We start from the raw sequence: 26029 nt of genomic DNA on the forward strand, positions 1-26029 counted from the left end.
GCGGCTGATCCGGTCCGACCGGGCCGCGCGGCAAGGAGATATATTGCCAGACCGGAGGGCCCCCGCGGGCGGGAATCTGGGCGTACACATTTCCTACATATATTAAAACCCTGCTTACGTTTGCCAGCCGTTCGCTACCGCTCACCGAGGGCCTCTTTATAGTAAAGCGTTATATGGCTAAAGCTGATAGGCTCCCCTAGCCAAAGCACAGCCGGCATCGAGCAATTCATCGCGCTCTTCCACCGAGAACCCCTCGGCGTATACGCGAACCACCGGTTCGGTCCCGCTGGGGCGGATCAGCAGCCAGGTGTCATCCTCGAATGCCAAACGCAAACCATCCATATGGCTTACAGCCTGTGGCGCCTTGCCGCAAATCGATTTAGGATTCATGCCAGGGAGCAGCGTTCGCAGCGATTCGGCGTCTTCGGCCTCAAGGCGCAAATCGCGACGCCCATAGCTCGTCTTACCAAAACTGGCCTCGAGCTGATCGACCAAAACGCCCAAGGGCGCGCCCGTCTTTGCCATAAGCTCACACAGAATCAGACAAGCAAGGATTCCATCACGCTCGGGCATATGCGCGGCGATGCCGATACCGCCGGCCTCCTCGCCTCCCATGAGGACGCCGCCCTTCTTCATCTCTGCAGCTATATATTTGAAACCGACCGGCTTAACGGTCACACGACAGCCAAGTGCCTCAGCAATGCGGCGCACGAGCGTCGAGCACGAGAGATTGACGACGACACGCCCCTCCAAATTGCGGAATTGAACGAGGTCACCCAAAACAAGCGCCATGATTTGGTGCGGATGAATATATCTACCGCGTTCGTCGACCGCGCCGATACGGTCGGCATCGCCGTCGGTCACCAGGCCCGCGCACGCCCCGTCCTCGACAACCGCACGCTCGCAAGCGTCCACCCACGGCTCAACAGGGTCGGGGCAAATGTCCTCTTGATCGGACGACTGTCCGGCATGGATCTCGTGCACCTCGACGCCTAGCTCCCGCAGCAGGTCGGCAAGATATCCCTGGGCCGCGCCGTCCATGGGGTCAACTACCACACGCAGGTGAGCGGCTCGAATGGCCTCGGCATCGACAAACGATGCCACCGCCTGCATATAGTCAGGAATAATATCCGCGGTGCGATAGCGTTCCTCGATCCCCATCGGCTCGGGGGCCATGGTCTCTTCGAGCTCCTCGATGACATCCTGATTGGCCGTCGAGCCATCTCCCATGCGCAGTTTAAGGCACAGATACCCCTGCGGATGATGGGACCCCGTCACCATGAGCGCACCGCAGGCCTCGCCGTCATACGCCGCCGCCCACGTAAGAACGGGGGTCGGGACAGGCCGAGATGCGAGGACTGCGTCCAATCCGTGAGCCGCAAGCACGCCTGCCGCAAGCTCGGCGAACTCGCGCGCCTGCGGCCGGGTGTCGAACCCTATATATACTGTTTTGCCGGGATTGATCTTTTGCCACAACTCGCCGACAGCATCGGCAATGCGGGCAATGTTGTCGGCGGTAAAGTCATCGTCGACGCGGGCGCGCCAACCGTCAGTTCCAAAATGAATTATCGCGCACACGCGCAGACACCTCACAGTGTTTGGATCATGGTACGCATGCGGTATACCCGCAACGCTTGCCCAGCAACCTGCCAAAACCGGCATTCACCATTTGGGCAAATGTTACCGACGATGTGTAACCAATAAAAAAACCGCCCCGTATGGAGCGGTTTTGACCTTTATATATCGAGTGCCTCGGCCATCGCCGCCGTGGTGATCGCCGTGGTTCCACAGCAACTGCCCACCATTGCGGCACCGGCATGCCTCCATTCGATGCAAGCGAGCGCGAAGGCTTCGGGATTCTCGCGCCACACAGGACCATCCTGAGTTTGGACCGGATCGCCCATGTTGGGGCGTACCGTGACGGGCGTAGTCGCCGATGCAACCATCCTGGGCACCGCCACGTTCGCGGCCGCAAGTGAACAGCAGTTAACGCCAACCGAGTTTGCGCCGTGCTTTTCGGCGTACAAAACGGCAGCCTCGATATTGAGGCCATCGCCTAGCAGGTCGCCTTTATCGTCAACGACAAAACTCACCAAAACAGGCATGCCGTCGGCGGCATCCTGGGCGCCGGCAAGCATGGGCTGCAAATTACGGATAGACGTCACCGTTTCGATCAGCAGACCGTCAACACCAGCATTGAGCAGGTCGTATGCCTGCTCTCGCGAAATGCCTCGGATTTCTCGATATTCGGCAAAACCTTCGGCAAACCACTCAATGCCGATCGGGCCCATCGAGCCCAGCAGCAGCTGAGGGTGCGCCTGGCGCGCATCGTCGACGGCACCGCGATTGACCTCAGCCACGGACGGCGTAATCTGATCTTGCTTGAGGACATAGCTTGATGCCTGAAAGGTATTGGTAATGAGCACCTGCGCACCGGCGGCGACATACAGGCGATGAATACGAGAAACAGTCTGCGGCTCGGCAAGGTTCCAAAACGCCGGTGGGATGTCGGCAGCGTCGTATTCACTCATCAGCACGCTGCCCATGGGGCCCTGCGTCAACAGGGTCTCGCTCGACATGCGGCGCATAAGTTCCTCGCCGCCGGGGCGGTTGTAATAACTCGTATCCATATATGTGTTTCGCTATTCCTCGACGCTGATTCCCTGTTTTTCGAGGTAGGCGAGCCAGCGGCTCATCGTGTCCTCGGAAAGTGCATGTTCCATCATGCACGCCTCGGAATCGGCCCGCTCAAAATCGACACCGAGCTCCTGGACCAAAAACGTGCGGATAAGGCGATGGCGGTACCAGATCGCCGTGCCGACCTCGCGACCACGGTCGGTCAGGATGACCTTGCCGTAATGCGACTGCTCGACAAGCTCGGACGCCTTAAGCGCCGAAACTGCCTTATTGACCGATGCCTTGGAGACACCAAGACGCTGCGCGATGTCGACCGATCGCACGCCATTGGTCTCCCCTTCTTCACTTTCGATGCGAACCATGCACTCCAAGTAGTCTTCGTTCGCCACCGTTAGGTGCAGCTCGCGCGAGCTATTTGTCGTATCCATGACCTTCCGTCCCTTCTGCGTTCAAAGGCTGATTCTACCCCATCCAAGCGTCGCGGCATGCCGTGGCATACCGTGCTAGAGTTCTTGTTGCACACGACGACCAAGATTGGAGCGGTCTTTATGGAAAACAACGCCACGAACCCCGACGTCCTTGAGCGCTTTTTGCGCTACGTCCAAATCAACACGCAATCCGAGGATGCAAACTGCGATCAGGTGCCTTCGAGCACCGTTCAGTTTGACCTTGCCAACATCCTGGCCGAGGAGCTGCGCGAGCTTGGCGCAGCCGATGCCCATGTGACCGAGCACGCCTACGTCTGCGCACATATTCCTGCGAGCGCGGGCGCTGAGGACAAGCCCGCCCTGGGCCTGATCGCGCACCTCGACACCACCGAGGTTGCGCCGGGCGCCGGCGTGAAGCCGCACATTGTGCACTACGAAGGCGGCGACCTGGTCTGCGGTACCGTCGACGGCAAGCCCGTGGCCATGAGCGCCGCCAAGCTTCCCGCCCTGAACGACCTTGTGGGTGAGGACTTGGTCTGCAGTGACGGCACCACACTGCTGGGCGCCGACGACAAGGCCGGCGTCGCCGAGATCATGGCGCTTGTCGCGCGTATCGCTCAGGACCCCTCGCTGCCCCACCCCGCACTCGGCATCTGTTTTTGCCCGGACGAGGAGATCGGTCATGGTGCCGAGCTGTTGGACATCGAGGCCTTTGGCTGCAAGTACGCCTACACGGTCGACGGCGGTCCCATCGGCGAGCTGGAGTGGGAGTGCTTTAACGCCGCCGAGGCAACCGTTCGCTTTGAGGGCCAGTCCATCCATCCCGGTGACGCCAAGGGCCGCATGATCAACGCGGGCAATCTGTTCTGCGACTTTAACGCGCTGCTCCCTTATGCGCAGCGCCCGGAATACACCGAGGGCTACGAGGGCTTCTATCATCTTGAGGGCGTGTCTGCAACCGTCGACCACGCTACGGCGCGCTATATCATTCGCGACCACGACGCGGTAAAGTTTCAGCAGAAGCTCGACCTTATTGATGCCGCCGCCTCGATGCTCAACCAGCGTCTAGGTGAGGAGCGCGTGACGGTCGAGATCAAGCAGCAGTACCGCAACATGGCCGAGATCGTGCGTGACTACCCCGAGCTTATCGATGTCGCCAAGAAAGCCTACCTTGCCTGCGGCATTGAGCCCCAGGTGTTGCCGATTCGCGGCGGCACCGACGGTGCGCAGCTGTCGTTCCGCGGTCTGCCCTGCCCCAACCTTTCCACGGGCGGCTACTGCTACCACGGCGTCAACGAGTTTGTCCCGGTCAGCTCGCTCGTCAAGATGACCGACGTCCTCCAGGAGCTCGTCGCCCGCTTCGCATAAGCCCGGCCGCACAAGCCTAAACGACAAACCGCCCCGTCCTCTACAGAGACCGGGGCGGTTTTTCGTGCAAGGGGAGTAGTCAGCACCGCAGGTTGAGCCAACGTCAGCGAGCGACGTCTAAGGCGAACAAGTTGGCCAGTCCACCGTGCGGTAGAACAGCGAAACTAATAAGAGGTCGACCCGTCGTAGTTGTCTGAGTTGTAGTCCGAGGCACTCGAACCAGTTGAATCGCTGGAGTCTGCCGAGTCTTCCGAACTGCCTGACGAAGTGGCGGCACCGTTGGCGTAGTCGTCGGACGTGTTTCTGTTGATGTCGCCAATCGTGGAGCTGGTACCATCGGACAGGCCCATGGTATTAGGGCCCTTGGGATCCTTACCAGCGTCGACGCGCTTCATCATTTCCTTGAGCTCGTCCTCGTAGACAAAGACGTAGCTCACGCCATCAATCATGGTGCTGTCATCGGCATACGAGGGTAAGTTGGCCGAATAGATGCCGTCAACATCCATGCCGCGCATGGCATTGACCGTAGAGACGATGTCCTGAACGCTCATATCGGTCACGAGCATGTTAGACAGCGAATTGACGAGGTCGAAGACCTTGGTGGCATCGAAGTTGTTTAGGATCTGTTTGGCGAGGGCACCGAGCACCTGACGCTGATGACGCATGCGTGTGTAGTCGCCATCCGCATAGGTGTAGCGGCAGCGGGCATAGGTAAGGGCGGTCGCGCCATCCATGTGCTGCTGACCGGCGGTGATCTTAATGTCGAGATGCTCGGGGTCGTCGACATCGTCGGTTGCGTTAATGTCGATGCCGCCGACCGAATCGATGAGCGACTTCATGCCGTCGAAGCTGACCTCGGCATAATGGGAAATCTGAACACCGCACAGCTCGTTGACCGCCTGGACCATGGCCTCGGCGCCGCCGACGGTATGGCAGGCGTTGATCTTCATGGTCTCGCCCTTGTACACGACCTTGGTGTCACGCGGAACGGAAATGAGCGTCGCCTGCTTTTTCGTGGGGTCGATACGCGCCAGGATAATCGAGTCGGCGCGATATGTATCCTCGCCCGGGCGACCGTCAGTGCCAAGGAGTAGCACGTAGAACGGTTCCTTTGCCTCGTCGGTATCAACCAGAACCCGACGCAGATTGTCGGTGATGACATTGGAATTGCCGAGCTTGCCCATAATGGTGACAAACCACAGGCCGGCAGCAGTCGTAGCGCTCAACAGCACGCCGAGCACAGCAATGAGCGCGACGCGGCGAACCGTATGACCGCGACGGCGCTGACGGGCGCGCTCGGAATAGCGGGCAACGTTATCGCGGCTATAGATTTTTGCCTGAGCGCCGGTCGAAGGTCTTCGAGATTCCGTAAGGGGCTTTTTCTTAAACATAGGCAACCTGCATTAGTAGATGACGGGATCGGGAACAGTGGCGTGCTCGACATGGGCGCCAAGCGCCTGCAGCTTTTCAACAAACCGCTCGTAGCCGCGCTTAATGTGATGAATGGCCGAGACCTCGGTCGTGCCGTCGGCAATGAGGCCGGCAACGACAAGCGCCGCGCCGCCACGAAGGTCCGGTGAGGTTACCTGAGCGCCGGAGAAGCCCTTGACGCCGTGAATCATAGCGTGATGGCTCTCGATGCGAATATCGGCGCCCATGCGCACCAGCTCGGATGCAAACATAAAACGATTCTCAAAGATATTCTCGGTGATAACGGAGCTGCCGTCGGCCAGAGCGGAAAGCACCATGATCTGCGCCTGCATGTCCGTGGGGAAACCGGGGAATGGGAGCGTCTGGATATCGACCGGCTTGATGTGCTCGACACGATTCACGTGAACGCCATCCTCGATGCGTTTGCAATCGATGCCCATAAGCTCCATCTTCTTGAGCACCATTCCCAAGTGGATGGGGCAAAAGCCCGTGACATCGACACCGCGGTCGTCTGCCATCAACGCACCGGCAACGATAAAGGTACCGGCCTCGATGCGGTCGCCCACCACGCGATGGGTAACGGGATGCAGCTCTTCCACGCCCTCGATGGTCACAACAGGCGTACCCGCGCCAACAATCTTGGCTCCCATCTCGTTAAGCATGTTGGCGAGATCGACGATCTCGGGCTCACGGGCGGCATTATCGATAACCGTGGTACCCTGCGCACGCACGGAGGCCATGATGAGGTTCTCGGTCGCACCGACGCTGGCGAACTCGAGCGTGACGGTAGTGCCGCGCAGGCCCTGAGGCGCATTGGCGTTGATATAGCCGTGGGCGGTATCGAACTCGACGCCCAAGGCCTCAAGACCCAAGATATGCATATCGATCTTGCGAGCGCCCAGGTTGCAGCCGCCGGGCATGGCGATCTTGGCGCGATGGAAACGGCCCAACAGGGGTCCCATCACGGCAGTGGAAGCGCGCATCTTGGCAACGAGCTCATAGGGCGCCTCCCAAGAATCGACCTGGGAGGTATCGATCTCGAGCGTGTGCTCGTCGAGAACATCGATCGTAGCGCCCATACCCTTGAGCACCTTGCCCATCACGTGGACATCGGAAATATCGGGCACGTTCTGCAGCGTCGTCTTGCCCGGCGCCAGAAGCGTTGCCGCCATGAGTTTGAGAGCGGAGTTCTTGGCGCCCGAAACAGGCACGGAACCTCCGATGGCATGGCCACCCTCAACGCGGATAATATCCAAGGTCTACCCTTTCAAAAAGCATGCCCGGGGTGGCTGGGCCATCCCGGGCATGATGTGTTCGCAAATGGTCGAACGCTAAAACGTTTGACTATTGGGCAAGCTTGAGCTTACACCATGCGATTTCATTATAGAGGTAGGCGCGGCGTGCATCATCCTCCGACAAATTACCCAGCTTCTCTTCAAAACCTTGAATATCAGCTTTAACCTTGTCGGCATCGACGGTCGCCAAATCGCAAGCGCGCTCGGCGAGAACGGTCACGACATCGTCCGCAACCTGGGCATAGCCGCCGGCCACGGCAAACGTGTGGTCGACAGTGCCCATGGCCTTATCGGAAACGCGAACGTAACCGCGGTCGATCGTGCAGATTTCGCTGGAGTGAGCAGGCAGAACGCCAAACTCGCCATCCGTGGACGGAATCGACACAAACGCAGCGTCGCCCTCATAGGCGCAGCTCACGGGGCACACGATGCGGATACGCATAACCTACTTCTCCCCCATCTTGCGGGCGCGCTCGCGCACGTCCTCAATCGTGGAAGCATAGCGGAAAGCCTGCTCGGGCAGGTCATCGGCCTTGCCGTCGACAATCTCGGCGAAGGAGCGGACGGTATCCTCGACGCGGACGTAGACACCGGGGTTGCCGGTGAACTTCTCGGCGACGTGGAAGGACTGGGAGAGGAACTGCTGGATCTTGCGGGCACGGTTGACCGTAAGGCGCTGCTCCTCGGACAGCTCGTCCATACCCAGAATGGCGATGATGTCCTGAAGGTCGGAGTACTCCTGCAGGAGCTCCTGCACCTTGACGGCGACACGGTAGTGCTCCTCGCCGACGATCGAGGGATCGAGAGCGTCGGAGGAAGAAGCGAGCGGGTCGATAGCCGGGAACAGACCGAGCGACGAAATGCTACGCGAAAGAACTGTGGTGGCGTCGAGGTGCGTAAACGTCGTGGCAGGCGCCGGGTCGGTCAGGTCGTCTGCAGGGACGTAGACAGCCTGAACGGAGGTAATGGAACCCGTTTTGGTCGAGGTAATGCGCTCCTGGAGGTCGCCCATCTCGGTAGCCAGCGTAGGCTGGTAACCAACGGCGGACGGCATACGACCCAGCAGTGCGGAAACCTCGGAACCGGCCTGGGAGAAGCGGAAGATGTTGTCGATGAACAGCAGAACGTCCTGGCCGCGATCGCGGAAGTACTCAGCGGTGGTAAGGCCAGCCAGACCGATGCGCAGACGTGCTCCAGGCGGCTCGTTCATCTGACCATAGACCAAGCAGGTCTTGTCGATAACGCCCGACTCGCTCATCTCGAGGAACAGGTCGGTGCCCTCACGAGTACGCTCGCCAACACCGGTGAACACCGAGGTGCCGCCGTGCTCCTGGGCGAGGTTGTTGATGAGCTCCTGAATCAGAACGGTCTTGCCGACGCCGGCGCCGCCGAACAGACCCGTTTTGCCGCCACGGATGTAGGGCTCGAGCAAGTCAACGGCCTTGATGCCGGTTTCGAAGATCTCGGTCTTGGTGGTGAGCTCGTCGAAGCGGGGCGCTGCGTGGTGGATGGGATAGAACTCCTCCACCTCGGGCATGGGCTTACCGTCGACAGGCTTGCCCATCACGTTCCAAATGCGGCCGAGCGTCTTGGGGCCAACGGGCATCTTCATGGGCTCACCGGTATCGGTGGCGATGAGACCACGCTGCAGACCGTCGGTCGAGGACATGGCGACCGTGCGGACGACGCCGCCCGGAAGCTGGCTCTCAACCTCGAGAATCGTGCTCAGGTGACCGATCGGGGTCTCGGCCTCGACCGTGAGCGCGTTGTAGATCGGGGGCACCGCACCGTCAAACTTGACGTCGACGACAGGGCCGATGATACGCACGATGCGACCATCGCCGGCAGTCGTCTTCTTGGTGGCTTCCTCGACCGCAAGCTTTACGGTGTTATTAGCCATTACTGTTCCTCCAATGCTGAGGCTCCGCCGACGATCTCGTTGATCTCGGTCGTGATCGAAGCCTGGCGCACGCGACTATACGTGCGGGTAAGGGTCGAGATGATCGCGGTGGCGTTTTCCGTCGCGGAGTGCATGGCCTTGCGGCGTGCACCCTGCTCGGCAGCCGCCGAATCGATCAGGGCCTGGTAGATGACCGTCAAGATATATGACGGCACAAGCTTGCCGAGAACATGCTCGGGAGAGGGCACAAACTCGAACGTGGACGAGATGCGCTTAGGGGCGTCGGTCTCGTTCTTACGCGGACCGTGGGCCATAGCGATCATCTCGGGATCGAGCGGCAGCAAGTGCTCGACGCGAAGCTCCTGATCCACGCGGTTCTTGGCGTGGTGGTAGACAAGCTCGACACGGTCAAGTTCACCGGCGCGATACGCATCGCAGATATGAGAGGACATCATGCGAGCCTGATTGAAATCAGGCTCGGAGGAATTGCCCTCAAAGTGCATGATGACGTTTGCGCGGTCGCGGAAATACGTGGCCGGTTTGCGTCCGCACGCGATGATCTCGCACTCGATGCCGTCGTTCGCCCAAGAAGCGGCGAGCTTTTCGGCCGTGCGCTCCACCGTCGTATTGAATCCGCCGGCAAGGCCGCGGTCCGAGGCAATAACGACAATCAGGCCATGCTTGACGCTCTCATGCTTATGCAGCATGGGATCGTTGCCCGAGCAGGAGGCGTCGCCGGCGACCGTCAACATGACGTCGGTCAGCGCCTCCTTATAGGGCTCGGCCTGCTTGGAGCGATCGAGGGCACGACGGATCTTGGCCGTAGAGACCATTTCCATCGTGCGCGTGATCTGCTTGGTCGTGGTAACCGAGGAGATTCGCTTCTTAATGTCGCGAAGGTTGGCCATAGGGCTTAGTTCTCCTCTGATACAGAAACATCCGAATGGTGTTTGGCCATGAACTGCTGCTTGAAGTCACCGATGACACGCAAGAGCTCGGCCTTGGTGTCGTCGTCGATCTTCTTGGCGCGAACCTTGTCGAGCAGCGAGCCAAAGCCATTGTCCATGTACTCGATGAGCTCGGCACGGAAGGGCAGCACGTCGGCGATCTCCAGGTCATCCAGGAAGCCCTCGTTGCCAGCGAACAGCGCAACGATCTGCTCGCCAACCTCAAACGGTTTATAACGCGGCTGCTTCAGGAGCTCGGTCATGCGAGCGCCGTGGGTAAGCTGCTTCTGCGTAGCCTCGTCGAGGTCGGAGCCGAACTGCGTAAAGCCGGCGAGCTCCTGATACGAAGCGAGGTCCAGACGGAGGTTACCGGCGACCTGCTTCATGGCCTTGGTCTGTGCATCGCCACCGACGCGGGACACGGAGATACCCACGTCGACTGCCGGGCGCTGACCCTGGAAGAAGAGCTCGGACTGCAGGTAGATCTGACCGTCGGTAATGGAAATGACGTTGGTCGGAATGTAGGCCGAGACGTCGCCGTCCTGGGTCTCGATGATCGGCAGTGCCGTCATGGAACCGTAGCCGTTCTTCTTGGACATCTTGACGGCACGCTCGAGCAGACGAGAGTGCAGGTAGAAGATGTCGCCAGGATAGGCCTCGCGTCCGGGCGGACGATGCAGCGTCAGCGACATCTGACGGTATGCCACGGCCTGCTTGGACAGGTCGTCGTAGATGACGAGCACGTGACCGCCGGGGTTGGTCTCGCTGGCGGGCTTGCCGTCCTCGCCGTTGTACATGAAGAACTCGCCGATAGCGGCACCGGCCATAGGCGCGATGTACTGCATAGGGGCGGAATCGGCAGCGGTTGCCGAAACGATGATGGTGTAGTCGAGCGCACCGTGCTCAGCGAGGGTCTCGCGGATGTTGGCAACCGTGGAGGCCTTCTGGCCGATGGCGACATAAATGCAGACCATGCCCTTGCCGCGCTGGTTGAGGATAGCGTCGATGGCGATGGCGGTCTTACCGGTCTTACGGTCGCCGATGATGAGCTCACGCTGACCGCGACCGATAGGCACCATGGAGTCGATAGCGAGCAGACCGGTCTGAACCGGCTCGCACACCGGGGTACGGTCGATGACGCCGGGGGCCTTGAACTCGATGGGGCGACGATGCGTGGCAACGATGTCACCCAGGCCGTCGATGGGCTGGCCGAGCGGATTGACGACGCGGCCGAGCATGGCGCGGCTCACGGGGATATCCATAATGCGGCCAGTGGTGCGGCACTCGTCGCCTTCCTTGATGGCGTCGACGGCACCGAACAGAACGGCGCCGACCTCGTCACGGTCAAGGTTCTGGGCAAGGCCGAAGACGGTCTCACCGGTATCGGAGCTCTTGAACTCCAGAAGCTCGCCTGCCATGGCGCTCTTGAGGCCGGAGACGCGCGCGATGCCGTCGCCTACCTCGTCGACCGTTGAAACCTCATGCGTATCGACCGTCGCGGAGAGGCTCGTGAGCTGCTCCTGCAGTTTCTTGGCGATATCCTGGGCATTGAGGGTTTCGGACATTAGGCTTCACCTCCGTACGAATTAGCAGAGTTTGCGAGGGTCTCCTGCGCGATGCGCAGCTGTGTCTTGACGGAGATGTCACGACGCTCGCCGCGGGCCTCGAGCACCAGGCCGCCCACGATAGACGGGTCGACCTGCTCGATAAGGAATACCTTGCGGCCGAAGTCCTGCTCGCATTTCTTAGTGATGGTTTGACGCAGCTCGTCGTCGAGCGGGATCGCCGTGGTGACGGTCACGCCCACTACATCCTCGTCTTCCTCGGCAACATACTTAAAGGCAGCTGCCACCTTGGGAAGAAGGTCGAGCTGGTCGCGCTTGGACATGGTGTCGAGCACGGCGATGATCTCGGAGCTGGCAGAAGCCAAGCGCTCGATCATCTCGAGGTCCTCGAACACATGGTTCTCGGCCTTGGCGGCTTCCAAAAGGGAGCGCGCGTAGGTCTCGAGCACCTTGTCCTGATAGCGGCTAGTCGGCATTCAGGCTACCTGCTTCCTGGATGTAGCGCTCGATGAGCTTCTTCTGCTCGGCCTCGTCCTCGAGTGCCTCGCCCACGATCTTGGTGGCGACGGCAACGGACAGGTCGGCGATGGAGCTCGCGGCACCGGCGTAGATGGACTTGCGCTCGTCCTCGACGGTCGTATGGGCCTTGGCGATGATCTCCTCGGCCTCCTTGTGCGCAGCCTCGATAATACGAGCGCGCTCGGACTCGGCGTCCTTACGGGCCTCGAGAACGATGTCAGCAGCCTGACGACGGGCGTCGGTGACGACCGAGTCGGACTCAGCGCGCTTGGCGATAGCCTCCTGCTTGGTCTTCTCGGCCTCGTCGAGGCTCTCCTCGATCTTCTTGCCGCGCTCCTCCATGGTTTTCATGATGCCCGGCAGGGCAACCTTGGCCAGCACGATCCAGATGATCAGGAAGGCGATAAGCGCCGGGATGAACTCCGCCATCTTAGGGATGAGGATGTCCGCACCGGCAGCGCCGTCCTCGGCGAACGCGGAAACCGGCATGAGCAGCGCGGCCGCGGACGCGGAGAGTGCGATCGCGCTCTTCTGGGATGAAAGATTCATACTTGACGCTCCGTGCTATTTAACGATCAGCGCGACAACGAAGCCGATCAGAGCCAGAGCCTCGCCGAAGGCGGAGCCCATGATGAAGACGGTGAACACGCGGCCCTGGACCTCAGGCTGACGGGCCATAGCACCCGTAGCACCCAGAGCAGACAGGCCGATAGCAAGACCAGCGCCGATAACACCGAGACCGTAACCGATAACTCCCACGATTCCTCCTTTGTCGTGCGTGTCTTATTTCACGCAGGATAACCTTTTTATAACTGCCGGGCTCCATGGGTACGGGCACCGGCGGTTGAACGAATTGCCTTACCTTTGGGGCGCGAACGGAAGATTACTCCTCCTCCGCGACCTCCTCTGCCTCGGAGACATACACGGCGGTAAGGACCGTGAAGACGTACGCCTGGATGGCGCCGACCACAAGCTCGATCGCATAGATCAGGATGAGGATGGCAAGCCAGGCCAGCGAAGGCAGGGCGCCGACGGCGTGGGCCGCGGAAACCTGCTGAAGCAGCGGCTGCATGAACATGCTCGCCATGATGGCGAACGAGCCCATGACCACGTGTCCTGCGAACATGTTGCAGAACAGACGGACGGCGAGCGTGATGAGGCGCAGGAAGGTCGAGAAAAGCTCGACGACCCACACAAGCACGTTCATCGGGAAGCTCACGCCCTGCGGGGCGAGGCTCTTGATGTAGCCGATCACGCCGTGAGCCTTGCATCCGTAGTAGATGAAGTACAAGAAGGCGAAGATGGCGAGCGCGGCGGTGGAGCCGATTGCGCCGGTGCCGGGCTTCATTCCCGGGATCAGGCCGATCATGTTATTGATCAGGATGAACAGGAAAAGCGAGCACAGGAACGGGAAGTGCTTCTTCCAGTTCTCACCCACGACGCCCTTGCCGATATCGTTCTCGACGTACTCGATGATGTACTCGAAACCGTTGACGAAGAAGCCCTTGGGAACCAGGGTCTGCTTCTTCTTGAACACGGCCAGGACGATCAGGAGCACGATCGTGGAGACGATCAGCCAAAACGAGTACTGCGTGATGCCGCAGCTCAGATCGCCCACGACGGGGGTGGAGCTGAACTCGCTGACCAGATGATTAATCTCATCGGGCAGCTTTTCAAAAATTTCCACGACTTACCTTTCGACCTCATGAGGATCCCGCAGCGCCTTGGCGACACGGACCGTGCAGGCGGCCATAAAGGCCACAAAGCCGATCGCCTCGCCCAGGAGGAACATGCGAAACGCCTCTCCGAACAACGCGAACACGACCAGGGTAAAGGCAAGCAACGCGATCGCCGAGACCGCGAGACTCACCATGCCCTTGAGCATGTCCGCATTCTGTTTATCGTCAAGAACCGGCTTGAGCGTAAAGACAAAGGGAAGAAAGGCAACCGCGCCCGCGATGGCGCCTGCAACGATAGCGAGCAGATCGGCTATCTGAAACACTGGCGTCCTCACTTTCCTTTTTAACGCTTCACAGAACAGTTCCAGCCGAACATTGGTGACTATTGTACGAGCCAATCGCTAAAGTACAACCGAGAAAACATCGGTTAATACGCACCTGTTCGTTTTCTTAAGACCTTCTTTATGCCGCAGGTACGGTAATACGTTTTTCTCGAACCCTGCAGGGTAAAACGTCCGTTAACAGGAGCGCGTGCGGTCGCCTTTCGCTTGACCGTGCGCACCATTTCTTCGTATTTGCGACCGTAGCCGACAAGGCCCAACGACTAGAGCGTACCGTAGATACGGTCGCCGGCATCGCCCAAGCCTGGAACGATGTAGGCGGCCTCGTTGAGATGGTCATCGATGGCGCACGTATAAATATGTACGTCGGAGTCCTTTGCGGTCAGTGACTTGAGGCCCTCGGGCGCGGCGACGATACACAGCATGCGGATATCCTTGACACCGCGCTCGCGCAGGTAGCTGATGGCCATCTCGGCCGAACCGCCCGTGGCGAGCATGGGGTCGACAACCAGGCAGATGCGCTGGTCGATATCCTTGGGCATCTTGCAGTAATACTCATGCGGCTCGTGGGTAACCTCGTCGCGCTCCATACCGATGTGGCCCACGCGAGCGGAGGGTACCAGGTCGAGGATGCCATCGACCATGCCGAGGCCTGCACGCAGGATGGGAACGATAGCGAGCTTTTTGCCGGCGAGCTGCTTAAACGTTGCGGTGGTGATGGGGGTCTCGACCTCGATGTCTTCCATGGGCAGGTCGCGCATGGCCTCGTAGCCGTCAAAAAGTGCGAGCTCGCGCACGAGCTGACGGAACTGGTTGGTGCCGGTGCTCTTGTCGCGCAGGATCGACAGCTTGTGCTGGACGAGTGGGTGATCGACAAGGGTCACACGAGACGTATCGTAGGTGACGGTCATGGGTTGATGCCCCTTTCGTTGCGGCTGGAAGATGGCCTTGCTGACAAGGCGCATGGCGTCGTTGTTGCCGCGCGCCGTGCATAAATGTGACGGTTTGTTATATCGAGCAGCTCGTCGCAGCCCTACCGTACGGTACTGAGCGAGCGTTTGACGGCATCCCGCCAGCCCGCCAGGTTTTGCTCGCGGCGCTCGGCGGACATATGGGGAAGGAAGGTCTTAACAATCTGAGCGTTTTGCTCCAGCTCCTCCAAATTCTCCCAATAGCCGACGGCAAGACCCGCCAAGTACGCGGCACCGATCGCCGTGGTCTCCACCGTCTCGCATTGCAGCACGGGAATATCCAGCAGATCGGCCTGGAATTGCATGATGAACCCGTTGCGCGCGGCACCGCCATCGACGGACAGGCGCTCAATCGAAAGCCCCACGTCCTGCTCCATGGCGCGCAGCACGTCATAACTCTGGTAGGCCATGGACTCGCAGGCCGCACGCACAATGGTCGCGCGACTCGAGGCACCGGTCAGGCCGCACACGATACCGCGAGCACGCGGGTCCCACCAGGGAGCTCCCAGGCCTGCGAAGGCGGGGACGAAGTAGCAGCCCTCGTTGTCATTGATCGAAGCGGCGAGTTGCGCGGACTCGCTCACGCTCGAGATGATGCCCATGTTCTTGCGCAGTCAGTTCATGGTTGAGCCGGCGGCAAAGATAGAACCCTCGAGCGCATAGCTGATCTTGCCGTCCGCGGCGATGCCGATCGTGGAGACCAGACCGTTCTTGGATTCGACGACCTCGTCGCCGGTGTTCATGAGCATGAAGCAACCCGTGCCATAGGTGTTTTTGGTCTGGCCAGGATGGAAACAGCAGTGGCCGAACAGCGACGCCTGCTGGTCGCCCGCCACGCCCATGATGGGTGGCATGTTGGTCATGATGTCACTCGCGACGCGGCCGTAGGCACCCGAGCTCCAACGAACCTCGGGCATCATGGAACGCGGGACGTCGAAAAGCGCCAGCAGATCGTCATCCCAATCGAGCGTATGGATATTAAAGAGCGCGGTGCGGCTGGCATTGGTGTAGTCGGTGGCAAAGACCTGACTGCCGGTGAGGTTGTAGATGAGCCAGGTGTCGATGGTGCCGAACATGAGGTCGCCCGCCGCCGCGCTCTCACGCGCACCGTCGACGTTGTCGAGGATCCACTGCACCTTGGAAGCCGAGAAATACGGATCGAGCGTGAGTCCCGTGCGGGAGCGCACCAGCCCTCCTGCGCCCTGCTCGACCAGCTCGTCGATCAGAGGTGCGGTGCGACGGCATTGCCACACGATGGCGTTATAGATAGGTTGGCCGCTTATGCGGTCCCACACCACCGTGGTCTCGCGCTGGTTGGAGATACCGATGGCGGCGATGCGGTCAGAATGGATGCCGCTCTTAAACTGGACCTCCATCATCACGCCGATCTGACTGGCAAGCAGCTCCATGGGATCCTGCTCCACCCAGCCGGGGCGCGGGAAGCTGGTTTTGACGCTACGACGCGCCTGGGCGACGATGCAACCGTACTCGTCTACGATGGTCGCGAGTACCGAGGTAGTGCCGCAGTCGAGCGCCATGATGTAGGAACAGCCAAAGCTAAACGAGGCGTCTTCCACACCCAGGCTCCCTAGATTCAACGACATCGCTTACGCCTTTCTATTGCATCGGGTCGGACAGGACCCGTTCGATATCTAATGCGGGAAGCGCGCCTTGGCGCAGGATCTGGAGCTCGCCATGCTGAAACGACACAATGGTTGAGGCATCGCGGCACGGGGTCTCGCCGGCGTCGACAGCCACATCGACCCCCTCCAGGATACGCTCCTCCACCGTGGCAAAACTTGCCGGCGCGGGCGCGCCATGCGTATTGGCGCTGGTGCAGGCAAGAGGGCTGTCGCAGGCGCGGATGAGCGCTTGCACCACGGGCGAGGCCGAAGCGCGAAGTGCCACCGTGTCGTCGGCGGCGCGCATAAAGGTCGGCACGCAGGGGGCCGCCTTGACCACGATAGTCAGGGCGCCCGGCCAGCATCGTCGGGCGAGCACGCGGGCCTCATTAGGGATATCCACGCCATAGCGGTCGAGCGCCTCGGCATCATCGACCAGCCAGGCAACCGTTTGGGTAAGCTCGCGCTGCTTGAGGGTAAAGATACGACGATAGCCGGTACCGAGTGCGGGGACCGCGGCGCCGTTGACGGTGGCCTGCGGATCGCGCGGCCACGGCAGAGGTTCACTTGTATCTTGTGGAACGGCATCCGAGAAGGCGTTGACCGCCACGGCGACACCGTAGACCGTTTCGGTTGGAATAAGCGCCAGGCCGCCGCGACCGAGTAGCTCGGCCGTGCGCTCGACTGCAAGCCGATGCGGCTCGCGTGCTCCCTCGTATACCCGATAGACCGTCTGCATGTGTATGCCAGCCCCTTACGCCCTGGTGCAAGTTTGTTTACTGTGGGGCATTCTCGCACGAAACATTCAACCTATTTGCCCAAAGCGCATGTTGGTTTGGTGAGCGGCTCTAGTAGTCGGTGAAAGTGAGGGGGTTATTGAAGGTTTTTAGCGAGCAAGCGTAACGGTACGATCGGGAAACTCAATGCTTGCAACCAGTTTTCCGCCGAGGCTCTCTGCGTACCTGCTCAGCGTGTCGAGCCTCATCGAGCCCAGCTCGCCGCGCTCGAGCTCGGATACACGTTTTTGAGAAACGCCCATCGACTGGGCGACCGACGCCTGTGTTAGATCTTTTAGCCTGCGAATCTGAGCAAGCTTATAGGCTTCGATACGATCGCGAGTCCTCTCCTGCTCGGCGGCAATGGAGTCGCGCGTTATCCCGCGAGATTCCATATACTCATGCAATTCCATCTCGATCGAGCCTCCTTACGTGGCGACGGTATATTTGCTCGGCCTTTGGAATGTTGATCGCATACCAGCCGTTCCATTTTGCCTTTGATGATCCCGCTCGCGACTTATCTCCTGCCAAAAGCAATACCGCCTGGCGCTTGGGGTCGAAGGCGAAGAGGATGCGAATCACCTGCCCACCACACGACGTTACTCTCAGCTCCTTTAAATGATGAAGCTTCGAGCCCTTGACACGGTCAACCAGTGGACGACCAAGGCTGGGACCCTCCCTCTCAAGTATCAAAAGGTCCGCATAAATCTGCCGCAACGTAGCGTCATTCTGCTTATCAAGCCAATGCTCGATGTGGTCAAGCACAATGCGATATCGTTGCATCTGATTTGACATACCCTTCTCCTTTTATACTAGAAGTTTTACGGTATATTGCAAGGGCAAACGTATATATTTATCTATTCCGTCAGTTTTTAAATACGCTGCTTGGGCTCGGTGACGACAGCTCGGACGATGCGAGGGCGATCGGTGAGGTCGTGGACGATGCGCACGTCCGACAGACCCGCTTGACGACAGAGCTCGGCCGCTGCGTCGAGCGCGCCCTCGTAGAGCTCGCAGGCAAAGAGGCCGCCGGCGCGCAACATGTAGGGCGCCGCGTTGAGCAGGCGGCGGAAGATATCGAGGCCGTCGGCGCCACCCTCGAGCGCCAGATCGGGCTCAAAGTCCTTGACCTCGTGCGGCAGCGAGCGCATGACATCGGTGGGGATGTAGGGCGGGTTGGAGACGAGTACGTCAAAGGTGCCCCACTCCTCGCGGGGAATGGAGCTCACCAGGTTGGTGAGGCTGAAGGCAACCTCATCGGACGTGAGGCCGAGGGCGTCGCGGTTTTTGGTGGCAAGGTCGATAGCGCGCGGTTCGATATCGGTAGCGGTGCAGGTGACGTGGTCGCGGCGCTCCCAGGCAAGGGAGAGCGAGATGCAGCCGGTGCCGCAGCCGACCTCGAGAACGCGGGCGATGCGGGGCTCGGCTGGGGCAGGCGCAGCGGCATCCTGAGCTGAAGCCGTCTCCTGGTCGGCACCCTCGATGGCGATGCCGTATCCGTCGAGATCGGGCTCGGCGGCTTCCGCGGCTTCGGCTTCTGCTGCCTGCGCGGCGGCTTCCTCGGCCTCGCGGTCGGCCAGCTCCTCGGCATAGGCACGGCTGCCCAGTACGTCGCTGCCTAGCGCCGCCTCATCGGCAGCCGTCAGGTTGGCGGCACGGCGCTCGGCGGTCGCGCGTTCGTCTGCCAACGCGGCCTCGGCCTTGCGGGCCTGCTCGACCTCATCGTTCCAAGGCAGCTCAACACGCTGGCGGGCAGCAGCCTCGGGGCTCAGCACCTCGGCATCCAGATAATTGAGGACTTCCTCGACGAGCATCTCGGTCTCGGGGCGCGGAATGAGCACACCGGGGGCGCACGCGACGTCAATCATGCGAAACTGCGTGCTGCCCGTGATGTATTGCAGCGGCTCGCCCTTCGCGCGACGGACGACCGCCGCGTGCATGGTTTCGAGCTGCGCTGCGTCGAGGGTCTCGTCCATGCGCATATACAAGTCGATACGCGCCAGGCCCGTGGCCGCGCACAGCAGCCACTCGGCAGAAAGACGGGGATGCTCCTCACCGCGCTCGGCCAGGTACTCCTTGGTCCACTCGAGACAACGCTTGATGGTCCAGATCTCGTTTGCCATGGGGTCCTCCCCTCTTAAGCGCCGGGCGGCGCGCGAATGTCGGAGCAGATTGTACGCGAGGGTGGCACGCGGCAAGGGACGATTGAAGGCGATTATCGAGAATCAGCCCAGAATTATTGTTTGTCCCCGTCCAAAGTGTTCATTTGTCGACGTTCATATCTGCATCCGTCAAGCTTTTGGCAATGTTGCCACTTAACTGACCAATATCTAACCAAATACTTGCCACATTGCTTGACGAGCGACGCGCCAAAAAGGGCCCCGCGACTTCTTGGACGATTTTTTGAACATTATTTTCGGTATCAAATGAATGCCAGTAATTGTTTTGAGCAGGTAAATGACTTAACAGCCACCAAAACCAATCGAATAACATCTCAAAGCAATGTACCCAACCTAGCCATTGGGGACGTTCTTAAACGACTAGCTGTCGGGGACAGTCTTCGCAGCCAGCCACGAAGGACCGTCCCCATCTGCCGGCCTTTAGGAACCGTCCCCAACTGCCGACACAAAAGGAGCGTCCCCAACTGCCAAGTGCCGCAAGAATGTCCCTTTTGACTAGTCATCTAAGAACGTCCCCAATGACTACCGCATCCGGAGCAAGGCAACGCCGCAAGCAGAGGATGGACGGCGCGCAGCGTCGGCTGGTCCGCCGTTCGGTAGAACGGCGGAACTTAAACGGCCTGCGCCAGCTTCTCGGCTCGCTCGGCGGCGGCAAGCGCCTCGATGACGGTGCCGAGCTGATCGCCCAGAAGGACGCCGTTGTAGGTGGAGTTGAAGCCGATACGGTGATCGGTCACGCGGTCCTGGGGCTGGTTGTAGGTACGGATCTTCTCGGAACGGTTGCCGTGGCCAATCTGGCTCTGGCGCTCGGCGCCGAGCTCGGCCTGCTGCTTCTCGAGCTCCATCTCGTACAGACGGGCGCGCAGCATCTGCATGCAGACCTCGCGGTTCTGGATCTGGGAGCGCTGCTCCTGCGACTGCACCACGGTGTTAGTGGGCAGGTGGGTGATGCGCACGGCGGAGTAGGTGGTGTTAACGCACTGACCGCCAGGGCCGGAGGCACAGTAGGTATCGATGCGCAGGTCGGACTGGTTGATCTGAACGTCGATCTCCTCGGCCTCGGGAAGCACGGCGACGGTTGCCGTGGAGGTCTGGATGCGACCCTGGGACTCAGTCTTGGGGACGCGCTGGACGCGATGCACGCCGGACTCGTACTTCATGACGGAGTAGACGCGGTCGCCCTCGACCTTGAACTCGATGGACTTAAAGCCGCCGGCCTCGCTGGGGCTGGAGTCGAGCACGGTGGTCTTCCAACCGCGCGACTCGCAGAAGCGCTGGTACATCTTGTACAGATCGCCGGCGAAGATGGCCGCCTCGTCGCCACCGGCGGCGGAGCGGATCTCGACGATGGTGTTCTTGTCGTCGTTGGGATCGCTCGGGATGAGCATGTACTTGATGTCTTCCTCGAGCTGGGGAAGCTTCTCCTCATTCTCGGAGATGTCCATCTGGAGCATCTCCTTCTCGTCCGCGTCGGTCGTGTCGCGGAGCATCTCCTTGGCGGCCTCGATGTCATCGAGCGCGCCGATGTACTCACGCGAGGCGGCGATGAGGTCGGACTGGTGCGCGTACTCCTTGTTGAGACGCGTGAACTCCTTGATGTCGGAGGCGACGGCCGGGTCGGAGAGCTTCTTCTCGAGCTCCTCGTAGGCCTTGATAATCTTTTCGAGCTTGTCGCGCATGACGGAACTCCTTTATATGCGTGAAGGTGAAAATCGGCAGAGTTGATGGGGCGCACGGCGCCACTGCGGGGGTAAGCCCGGCTAGAACATGTCGATCTTCAGATACATGCGCATCCCTTCGCGTATGGGGTACATAGTTGCGGTCTAACCCATACATGATAGCGTGCGCAGGCAAACCTGCATATAACCCGCACGGAATGATTGGTGCAAACAAACCTGACCCCATTGCACCAAGGGCTCACTTTTTGGCTAGAGCGTTTGGAGTAGAGCGACGAGGAATCGGATGCCCTGGAGGTAGGCGCGGCGGGTGATGCGCTCGTTGGTGCCGTGGACGCCGCGATCGCACTCGTCGTCATCAACTACAAAGGCTGAGAAGCGAATGCACTCAGGGCAAATGTGCTGGTAGTTGGCAGCGTCGGTCGCACCGATCACGGTCGAGGGCACAATTGCCACTGGCTCGAATGATCCGTTTTCCTCCGCCCCCTTTGAATCACGGAAATAGCGGGCGGCGATGGAGTGAACCGCCTCGAGGCCGGGACCACCGATGCGCGGGGACGGCGAGGGTTCGGAGCTGCCGGGACCCAGCTCCACTTCGACACGACCGGCAGGGTCCGCCCCGGCAACCGCCTCACGGCAGCGCGCCACAACGTCGGCCACACTCGTGCCCTCGAGCATGCGGAAGTTAATATTGGCCCACATATCCTGCGGCATTACGTTGGCGCCGGTGCTGCCACCCTCAATCTGCGTGGGCGCGCAGGTGGTCGTCACCAGCGGATAGAGCTTCTTGCTGGCAAGGCAATCGCGGACAATGGCATCCCCGTTATCGGCAATTTCATCGGCCGTGTAGAGCCCCAACTCGACGAGCTGGGCGGCAAGCAAGTCGGTCACGCGCGTCGGCCACTCGATATCGCAGATTGCAGTGATGGCGCGGCTGAGCACCTCGAGCGACGTGCCACCGTAGGGGTTGGAAGAATGTCCACCCGCGCTCTTTGTCTTGAGCACAATGTCGGCATAACCTTTCTCAGCCAGGTCGGCGTGCATGAGCCAACCCTCGCCCGCGCTGTACTCGGCAGCCGGAACGATGCGGTAGTCGCCCTCGTCAATCAGGTACTCAAGCTCAATGCCGCGCTCCTCGAGCGCGCGGCCGATGGCACCTGCGCCGTACTGCGTGGTTTCCTCGTCCTGCCCAAAAGCCAGGAGCAGGGTGCGCTCGTGCTCCCAGCCGTGCGCCAGCGCATACTCAACCGCCTCGAGAATACCTGCGACCTGGTCTTTCATGTCGATCGCGCCGCGGCCCCAGATGTAGGTGTCGTCCACGTGCCCGCTAAAGGGGGCGTGCGTCCAGTCGGCCTCGGTACCCGGCACCACGGGGACCACGTCCATGTGACCCATGAGCATAACGGGCTTAAGAGCCGGATCGCTGCCGGCAAGCGTCACCAGCAGCGAATGGTCGATAAGCTCGACCTCGCCCGCCGAAAACACGCGCGGCCAGGCCTGCTGCATATAGGCGCGCAGGTCGTCGAAGGGCTGCCAGTTCACCTCCTCGGCATCCATACTCGAGACGGTCGGAAACGACAGCACGCGGCCCAGGCGTTCGCACGCGCCAGCTTCGTCCAAATCGGTAAAATCATCCTCATGCGCAAAGAAGCGCCAAACCTCGGCCATGACATCCTTTCGATTGTGACGACAAAGGCCGCCCCACGGGAGCGGCCCTGCAACGCAAGCGTTTGCGTCGGTTATTTGTCCTCGAGATAGCGAGAGAGGAACTCGCGAGTGCGCTGGTGTTTGGGGTTGCCGAAGAGCTCGGCCGGCGCGGCGTCCTCGAGCACCACGCCCTTGTCCATAAAGACCACGCGGTCGGACACGGTTCGGGCAAAGGCCATCTCGTGTGTGACGACGACCATGGTCATGCCGTCGGCCGCGAGTTTGCGCATGACCTCGAGCACCTCGCCCACGATCTCGGGGTCGAGCGCCGAAGTCGGCTCGTCGAACAGCATAATCTGCGGATTCATGCACAGGGCGCGCGCGATGGCCACGCGCTGCTTTTGGCCACCGGACAGGCGACCCACGGCGGCGTGCGCGAACTTTTCGAGCCCCACGCTCGTCAGATGCTCCATCGCGACCTTCTCGGCCTCGGCCTTGCTCATCTTTTTGAGTGTGACGGGCGCAAGCGTGCAGTTGTCGAGCACGTCCATGTTGTTGAACAGGTTAAAGCCCTGGAACACCATGCCGATGTCCTCGCGGAGTTTATTGATATTGCAGCGCTCGGCCGTAAGGTCCTGGCCGTGGAACCAGATGTGGCCCGCGTCCGGGGTCTCGAGCAGGTTGAGGCAGCGCAGGAAGGTCGACTTGCCCGAGCCCGAGGCGCCGATAATGGTGACGACCTCGCCGGGGTTAACGGACAGGTCGATGCCCTTGAGCACCTCGAGCGAGCCGAAGCTCTTGCGCAGGCCCTCGACGCGGATAAGCGGCTCATTGGTCTGTGCGGCGGCCGCGGTGCCGGTAGTGGCGGTATCTGCCATGATGATTCTCCTCGTCTTGAGCCTAGTTGGAGCTGGGCAGCGTTGCCGGGGCCTCGGCGCCGAGCTTCTTGCCAAAGGCCTCGAGCAGGCGGCTCGCCACGAGCGTCAGGATCAGGTAAACCACGAGTGCCACGCAGTAGACCTCCATCTGGCGGTAGTACACGCCGGCGACGGTGGTGGTGGCGTACATGAGGTCGAACACGCCGATGACCGAAAGCACCGACGAGTCCTTGATGTTGATGATGAGCTCGTTGGTGAGTGCGGGGATCGCGTTTTTAATACCCTGGGGGAACACGACCTTGCGCATGGCCTGCCACTGCGACAGACCCAGCGAGCGCGCCGCCTCGGCTTGGCCGGCGTCGATGGACTCGATGCCGCCGCGCAGGACCTCCATCATGTAGGCGGTGGAGTTGAGCGAGATGGTGACGAGGCCGGCGGTGAAGGTACTCCAGATCTGGTTGGCCTGGGCGGTCTCGAAGCCCAGGCCGCGCAAAACGGTGAAGCCCGCGTAATAGATGAGTAGGCCCTGAACCATCATGGGCGTGCCGCGCACGATGGTGGAGTAGATGGTCGCAAAGCCGCGGCCGATGCTTTTGAAAAAGCGCGTGAGATCGTTGTCCACGCGGTCGAACGTCTGAATACGCAGGAACACAAAGAGCAGCGCTAGGAAAAAGGCAATGACGGTGCCGAAGGTGGCAAGTGCGATGGTGATCTCGATGCCGCGGATAAAGAAGTCGCCGCTCTTATAGGTCATGTAGACCAGGCTCGACAAAAAGTCGCTGGGGTTGGAGTCCGAGACAATGCTCACCTGCACCAGGTCGATAAACGACATGACGCAACGGTCGATAAAGAAGATCGCCGCGATGGCGACCACGACATAGCTGCCCAGGCGCGCGCCGCGACGGAAGCGCTCGGAAGCAAACGGCGACGTTTCGCGATAGTCGTTCCAGTGCATAAGCTTGGTGACAAGCGCCGCCGCCGACACGACGAGCCAGGCCCAAAGGATTGCCCAGAGGCAGTCTTGGAACACGCCCGTAGGCGCCAAGAAGCTCAGCGGCGTGGGGTTGCGTTGGCTAAACGCCAGACCGAGCGCCGCGATAACGCTCGTGCCCAGGTACACATAACGGTGGTCGGCCTTGATAAAGGAGGCCAGACGATTGATGGTTTTCATGCTGTCTCCCTATGCCGGCTGACGATCGAGGCACGCATCCCACATTTGGTTGCGCTCCTCCTGGCTGACGCCCTTGAGCGTCTTATCGATGAGCTTAAGCAGTTTGTCCGAGCCCTTGCGGCAACCGACATTTGCCGTGACCTCCTGCTTAAAGCCCTCGCCCTCGGCAAAGTGAATGGGGACAATGCCCGGATTTTGGGCCATATAGCCCTTCTCGTTCTCGGTATTGTAGGTCACGGCATCGCAGGTGCCCTGCAGCAGGTTCGAAAACACCGTGGGAACCGAATCGACCGGGTTCTTGTGGACAACGCCCGGGATCTCGTCGATGACGGTATCGAGCATGGTGTCCTTTTGGCCGAGCACCGTGGCACCGCTGAAGTCGCTGAGCTTGGTCGCGTTTTGGTAGGGCGAGCCCTCTTTTACGAACAGGCCAAAGTATCCAATAAAGTACGGATCGGAAAAGCCGACCGACTCCTCACGCTCGGGCGTGGCGCTCATGCCGGCGATGATGAGGTCGATCTGGCCGTTGTTGAGCGAATCGATAAGACCCGAGAAGCTCTGCTTGACGGCAACGGGCTCGCCGCCGAGGGCCTTGCAGACGATCTTGGCGATCTGCACGTCGTAGCCGTCGGCATAGGCGCCCTGCACGTTATCGATGGGGATGGTGAACTCGCTGGCCTCGGAGACCTGCCAGTTATACGGAGCGTAGGCCGCCTCCATACCGATGCGGATCTTGTCCTTGCCGATCACGGAATCGGACAGGTCGTCGCGGCCGCCGCCCGTCGTGGGCTGAACCACCTTGAGCGTGGACGGGCGCTGGCAGCCGGCGAGCGCGCCGGCGACGACGGTAGCGCTCGCAGCGAGAGCGCTACCCAAAAAGATGCGACGGCTGCATACCGGCTGTGGATACGCGTCGCGTTGATGGGGAGAATGCATAATCTGCCTTCCCTGCCGAATCGTATGCTAACGACTTAACAGGATACCGCTCAGCGCTACCT

General features: G+C 60.5%; 26 protein-coding genes and 1 pseudogene. 1 reads left to right on the plus strand and 26 read right to left on the minus strand.

Annotated features, from left to right (window positions below; all coding sequences use genetic code 11):
- Window positions 1-177 precede the first annotated feature (177 nt).
- From GT495_RS06260 to GT495_RS06270, 3 genes are all read right to left on the minus strand, one after another.
- Window positions 178-1578 carry a phosphoglucomutase/phosphomannomutase family protein gene (locus tag GT495_RS06260; RefSeq protein WP_161161989.1) on the minus strand — a complete coding sequence of 467 codons (1401 nt, stop codon included), beginning with the start codon at window positions 1576-1578 and terminating at the stop codon, window positions 178-180.
- Window positions 1579-1736: 158 nt separating this feature from the next.
- Complete coding sequence (locus GT495_RS06265) at window positions 1737-2630, minus strand: homocysteine S-methyltransferase family protein (protein WP_161161990.1); 894 nt, start codon at window positions 2628-2630, stop codon at window positions 1737-1739.
- A 12-nt stretch (window positions 2631-2642) separates the two neighbouring features.
- Window positions 2643-3065, minus strand: coding sequence for a metal-dependent transcriptional regulator (locus tag GT495_RS06270; protein ID WP_161160665.1), 423 nt, complete (start codon window positions 3063-3065; stop codon window positions 2643-2645).
- 120 nt (window positions 3066-3185) lie between these two features.
- On the opposite strand from GT495_RS06270, the gene pepT reads away from it, so the two are divergent.
- Window positions 3186-4433 carry a peptidase T gene (gene pepT / locus GT495_RS06275; RefSeq protein WP_161161991.1) on the plus strand — a complete coding sequence of 416 codons (1248 nt, stop codon included), beginning with the start codon at window positions 3186-3188 and terminating at the stop codon, window positions 4431-4433.
- Between the two features lie 164 nt (window positions 4434-4597).
- Here pepT and GT495_RS06280 read toward each other — a convergent pair whose 3' ends face one another.
- The 23 genes and pseudogenes from GT495_RS06280 to GT495_RS06390 form a co-directional block, all read right to left on the minus strand.
- The gene (locus GT495_RS06280; RefSeq protein ID WP_161161992.1) at window positions 4598-5824 is read right to left on the minus strand and encodes an LCP family protein; all 1227 of its coding nucleotides are present in this window, start codon (window positions 5822-5824) and stop codon (window positions 4598-4600) included.
- 12 nt (window positions 5825-5836) lie between these two features.
- Window positions 5837-7120: a UDP-N-acetylglucosamine 1-carboxyvinyltransferase gene (gene murA / locus GT495_RS06285; RefSeq protein WP_161161993.1), complete on the minus strand. Its 1284-nt coding sequence runs from the start codon at window positions 7118-7120 to the stop codon at window positions 5837-5839.
- A gap of 88 nt (window positions 7121-7208) precedes the next feature.
- Window positions 7209-7601 carry an ATP synthase F1 subunit epsilon gene (atpC, locus tag GT495_RS06290; RefSeq protein ID WP_117630038.1) on the minus strand — a complete coding sequence of 131 codons (393 nt, stop codon included), beginning with the start codon at window positions 7599-7601 and terminating at the stop codon, window positions 7209-7211.
- Between the two features lie 3 nt (window positions 7602-7604).
- Window positions 7605-9059: a F0F1 ATP synthase subunit beta gene (gene atpD / locus GT495_RS06295; RefSeq protein ID WP_006235717.1), complete on the minus strand. Its 1455-nt coding sequence runs from the start codon at window positions 9057-9059 to the stop codon at window positions 7605-7607.
- Window positions 9059-9967: an ATP synthase F1 subunit gamma gene (atpG, locus tag GT495_RS06300; RefSeq protein WP_152073240.1), complete on the minus strand. Its 909-nt coding sequence runs from the start codon at window positions 9965-9967 to the stop codon at window positions 9059-9061. Before atpG ends, atpD begins: the two co-directional genes overlap by 1 nt.
- Window positions 9968-9972: 5 nt before the next feature.
- Window positions 9973-11571: a F0F1 ATP synthase subunit alpha gene (gene atpA / locus GT495_RS06305; RefSeq protein ID WP_152073241.1), complete on the minus strand. Its 1599-nt coding sequence runs from the start codon at window positions 11569-11571 to the stop codon at window positions 9973-9975.
- The gene (locus GT495_RS06310) at window positions 11571-12047 is read right to left on the minus strand and encodes a FoF1 ATP synthase subunit delta (protein WP_161161994.1); all 477 of its coding nucleotides are present in this window, start codon (window positions 12045-12047) and stop codon (window positions 11571-11573) included. Before GT495_RS06310 ends, atpA begins: the two co-directional genes overlap by 1 nt.
- Window positions 12037-12639, minus strand: coding sequence for a F0F1 ATP synthase subunit B (atpF, locus tag GT495_RS06315; RefSeq protein ID WP_152073243.1), 603 nt, complete (start codon window positions 12637-12639; stop codon window positions 12037-12039). The genes GT495_RS06310 and atpF overlap by 11 nt, the downstream gene beginning before the upstream one ends.
- A 15-nt stretch (window positions 12640-12654) precedes the next feature.
- Window positions 12655-12849, minus strand: coding sequence for an ATP synthase subunit C (locus tag GT495_RS06320; protein WP_022094262.1), 195 nt, complete (start codon window positions 12847-12849; stop codon window positions 12655-12657).
- Window positions 12850-12973: 124 nt separating this feature from the next.
- Complete coding sequence (gene atpB, locus GT495_RS06325) at window positions 12974-13777, minus strand: F0F1 ATP synthase subunit A (RefSeq protein WP_161161995.1); 804 nt, start codon at window positions 13775-13777, stop codon at window positions 12974-12976.
- A gap of 3 nt (window positions 13778-13780) precedes the next feature.
- Complete coding sequence (locus GT495_RS06330; RefSeq protein WP_118388545.1) at window positions 13781-14092, minus strand: hypothetical protein; 312 nt, start codon at window positions 14090-14092, stop codon at window positions 13781-13783.
- Window positions 14093-14373: 281 nt separating this feature from the next.
- Entirely contained in the window at window positions 14374-15021 is a 648-nt protein-coding gene (gene upp / locus GT495_RS06335) for a uracil phosphoribosyltransferase (protein WP_152076231.1), read from the minus strand.
- 122 nt (window positions 15022-15143) lie between these two features.
- Window positions 15144-16685: pseudogene (glpK, locus tag GT495_RS06340) on the minus strand (glycerol kinase GlpK).
- A 13-nt stretch (window positions 16686-16698) separates the two neighbouring features.
- Window positions 16699-17442, minus strand: a complete 744-nt coding sequence (locus GT495_RS06345; RefSeq protein WP_161161996.1) for an L-threonylcarbamoyladenylate synthase — start codon at window positions 17440-17442, stop codon at window positions 16699-16701.
- A 147-nt stretch (window positions 17443-17589) separates the two neighbouring features.
- Window positions 17590-17892, minus strand: a complete 303-nt coding sequence (locus tag GT495_RS06350) for a helix-turn-helix domain-containing protein (protein WP_161161997.1) — start codon at window positions 17890-17892, stop codon at window positions 17590-17592.
- Window positions 17879-18274, minus strand: coding sequence for a type II toxin-antitoxin system RelE/ParE family toxin (locus GT495_RS06355; protein ID WP_204986893.1), 396 nt, complete (start codon window positions 18272-18274; stop codon window positions 17879-17881). Before GT495_RS06355 ends, GT495_RS06350 begins: the two co-directional genes overlap by 14 nt.
- Window positions 18275-18351: 77 nt before the next feature.
- Window positions 18352-19602: a HemK/PrmC family methyltransferase gene (locus GT495_RS06360; RefSeq protein WP_161161998.1), complete on the minus strand. Its 1251-nt coding sequence runs from the start codon at window positions 19600-19602 to the stop codon at window positions 18352-18354.
- Between the two features lie 139 nt (window positions 19603-19741).
- The gene (locus tag GT495_RS06365; RefSeq protein ID WP_161161999.1) at window positions 19742-19972 is read right to left on the minus strand and encodes a hypothetical protein; all 231 of its coding nucleotides are present in this window, start codon (window positions 19970-19972) and stop codon (window positions 19742-19744) included.
- Between the two features lie 298 nt (window positions 19973-20270).
- The gene (prfA, locus tag GT495_RS06370) at window positions 20271-21338 is read right to left on the minus strand and encodes a peptide chain release factor 1 (protein WP_118388533.1); all 1068 of its coding nucleotides are present in this window, start codon (window positions 21336-21338) and stop codon (window positions 20271-20273) included.
- A 249-nt stretch (window positions 21339-21587) separates the two neighbouring features.
- Window positions 21588-23003, minus strand: coding sequence for a M20/M25/M40 family metallo-hydrolase (locus tag GT495_RS06375; RefSeq protein WP_161162000.1), 1416 nt, complete (start codon window positions 23001-23003; stop codon window positions 21588-21590).
- Between the two features lie 71 nt (window positions 23004-23074).
- The gene (locus GT495_RS06380; protein ID WP_148346613.1) at window positions 23075-23860 is read right to left on the minus strand and encodes an amino acid ABC transporter ATP-binding protein; all 786 of its coding nucleotides are present in this window, start codon (window positions 23858-23860) and stop codon (window positions 23075-23077) included.
- Between the two features lie 22 nt (window positions 23861-23882).
- Window positions 23883-25031, minus strand: a complete 1149-nt coding sequence (locus tag GT495_RS06385) for an amino acid ABC transporter permease (protein WP_161162001.1) — start codon at window positions 25029-25031, stop codon at window positions 23883-23885.
- Between the two features lie 9 nt (window positions 25032-25040).
- A complete protein-coding gene (locus tag GT495_RS06390) occupies window positions 25041-25967 on the minus strand; it encodes a transporter substrate-binding domain-containing protein (RefSeq protein ID WP_161162002.1) in 927 nt (308 codons plus the stop codon).
- Window positions 25968-26029: the final 62 nt, after the last annotated feature.

This window comes from Collinsella sp. BIOML-A6, assembly GCF_009875845.1.
GTDB classification, from domain to species: Bacteria; Actinomycetota; Coriobacteriia; order Coriobacteriales; family Coriobacteriaceae; genus Collinsella; species Collinsella aerofaciens_H.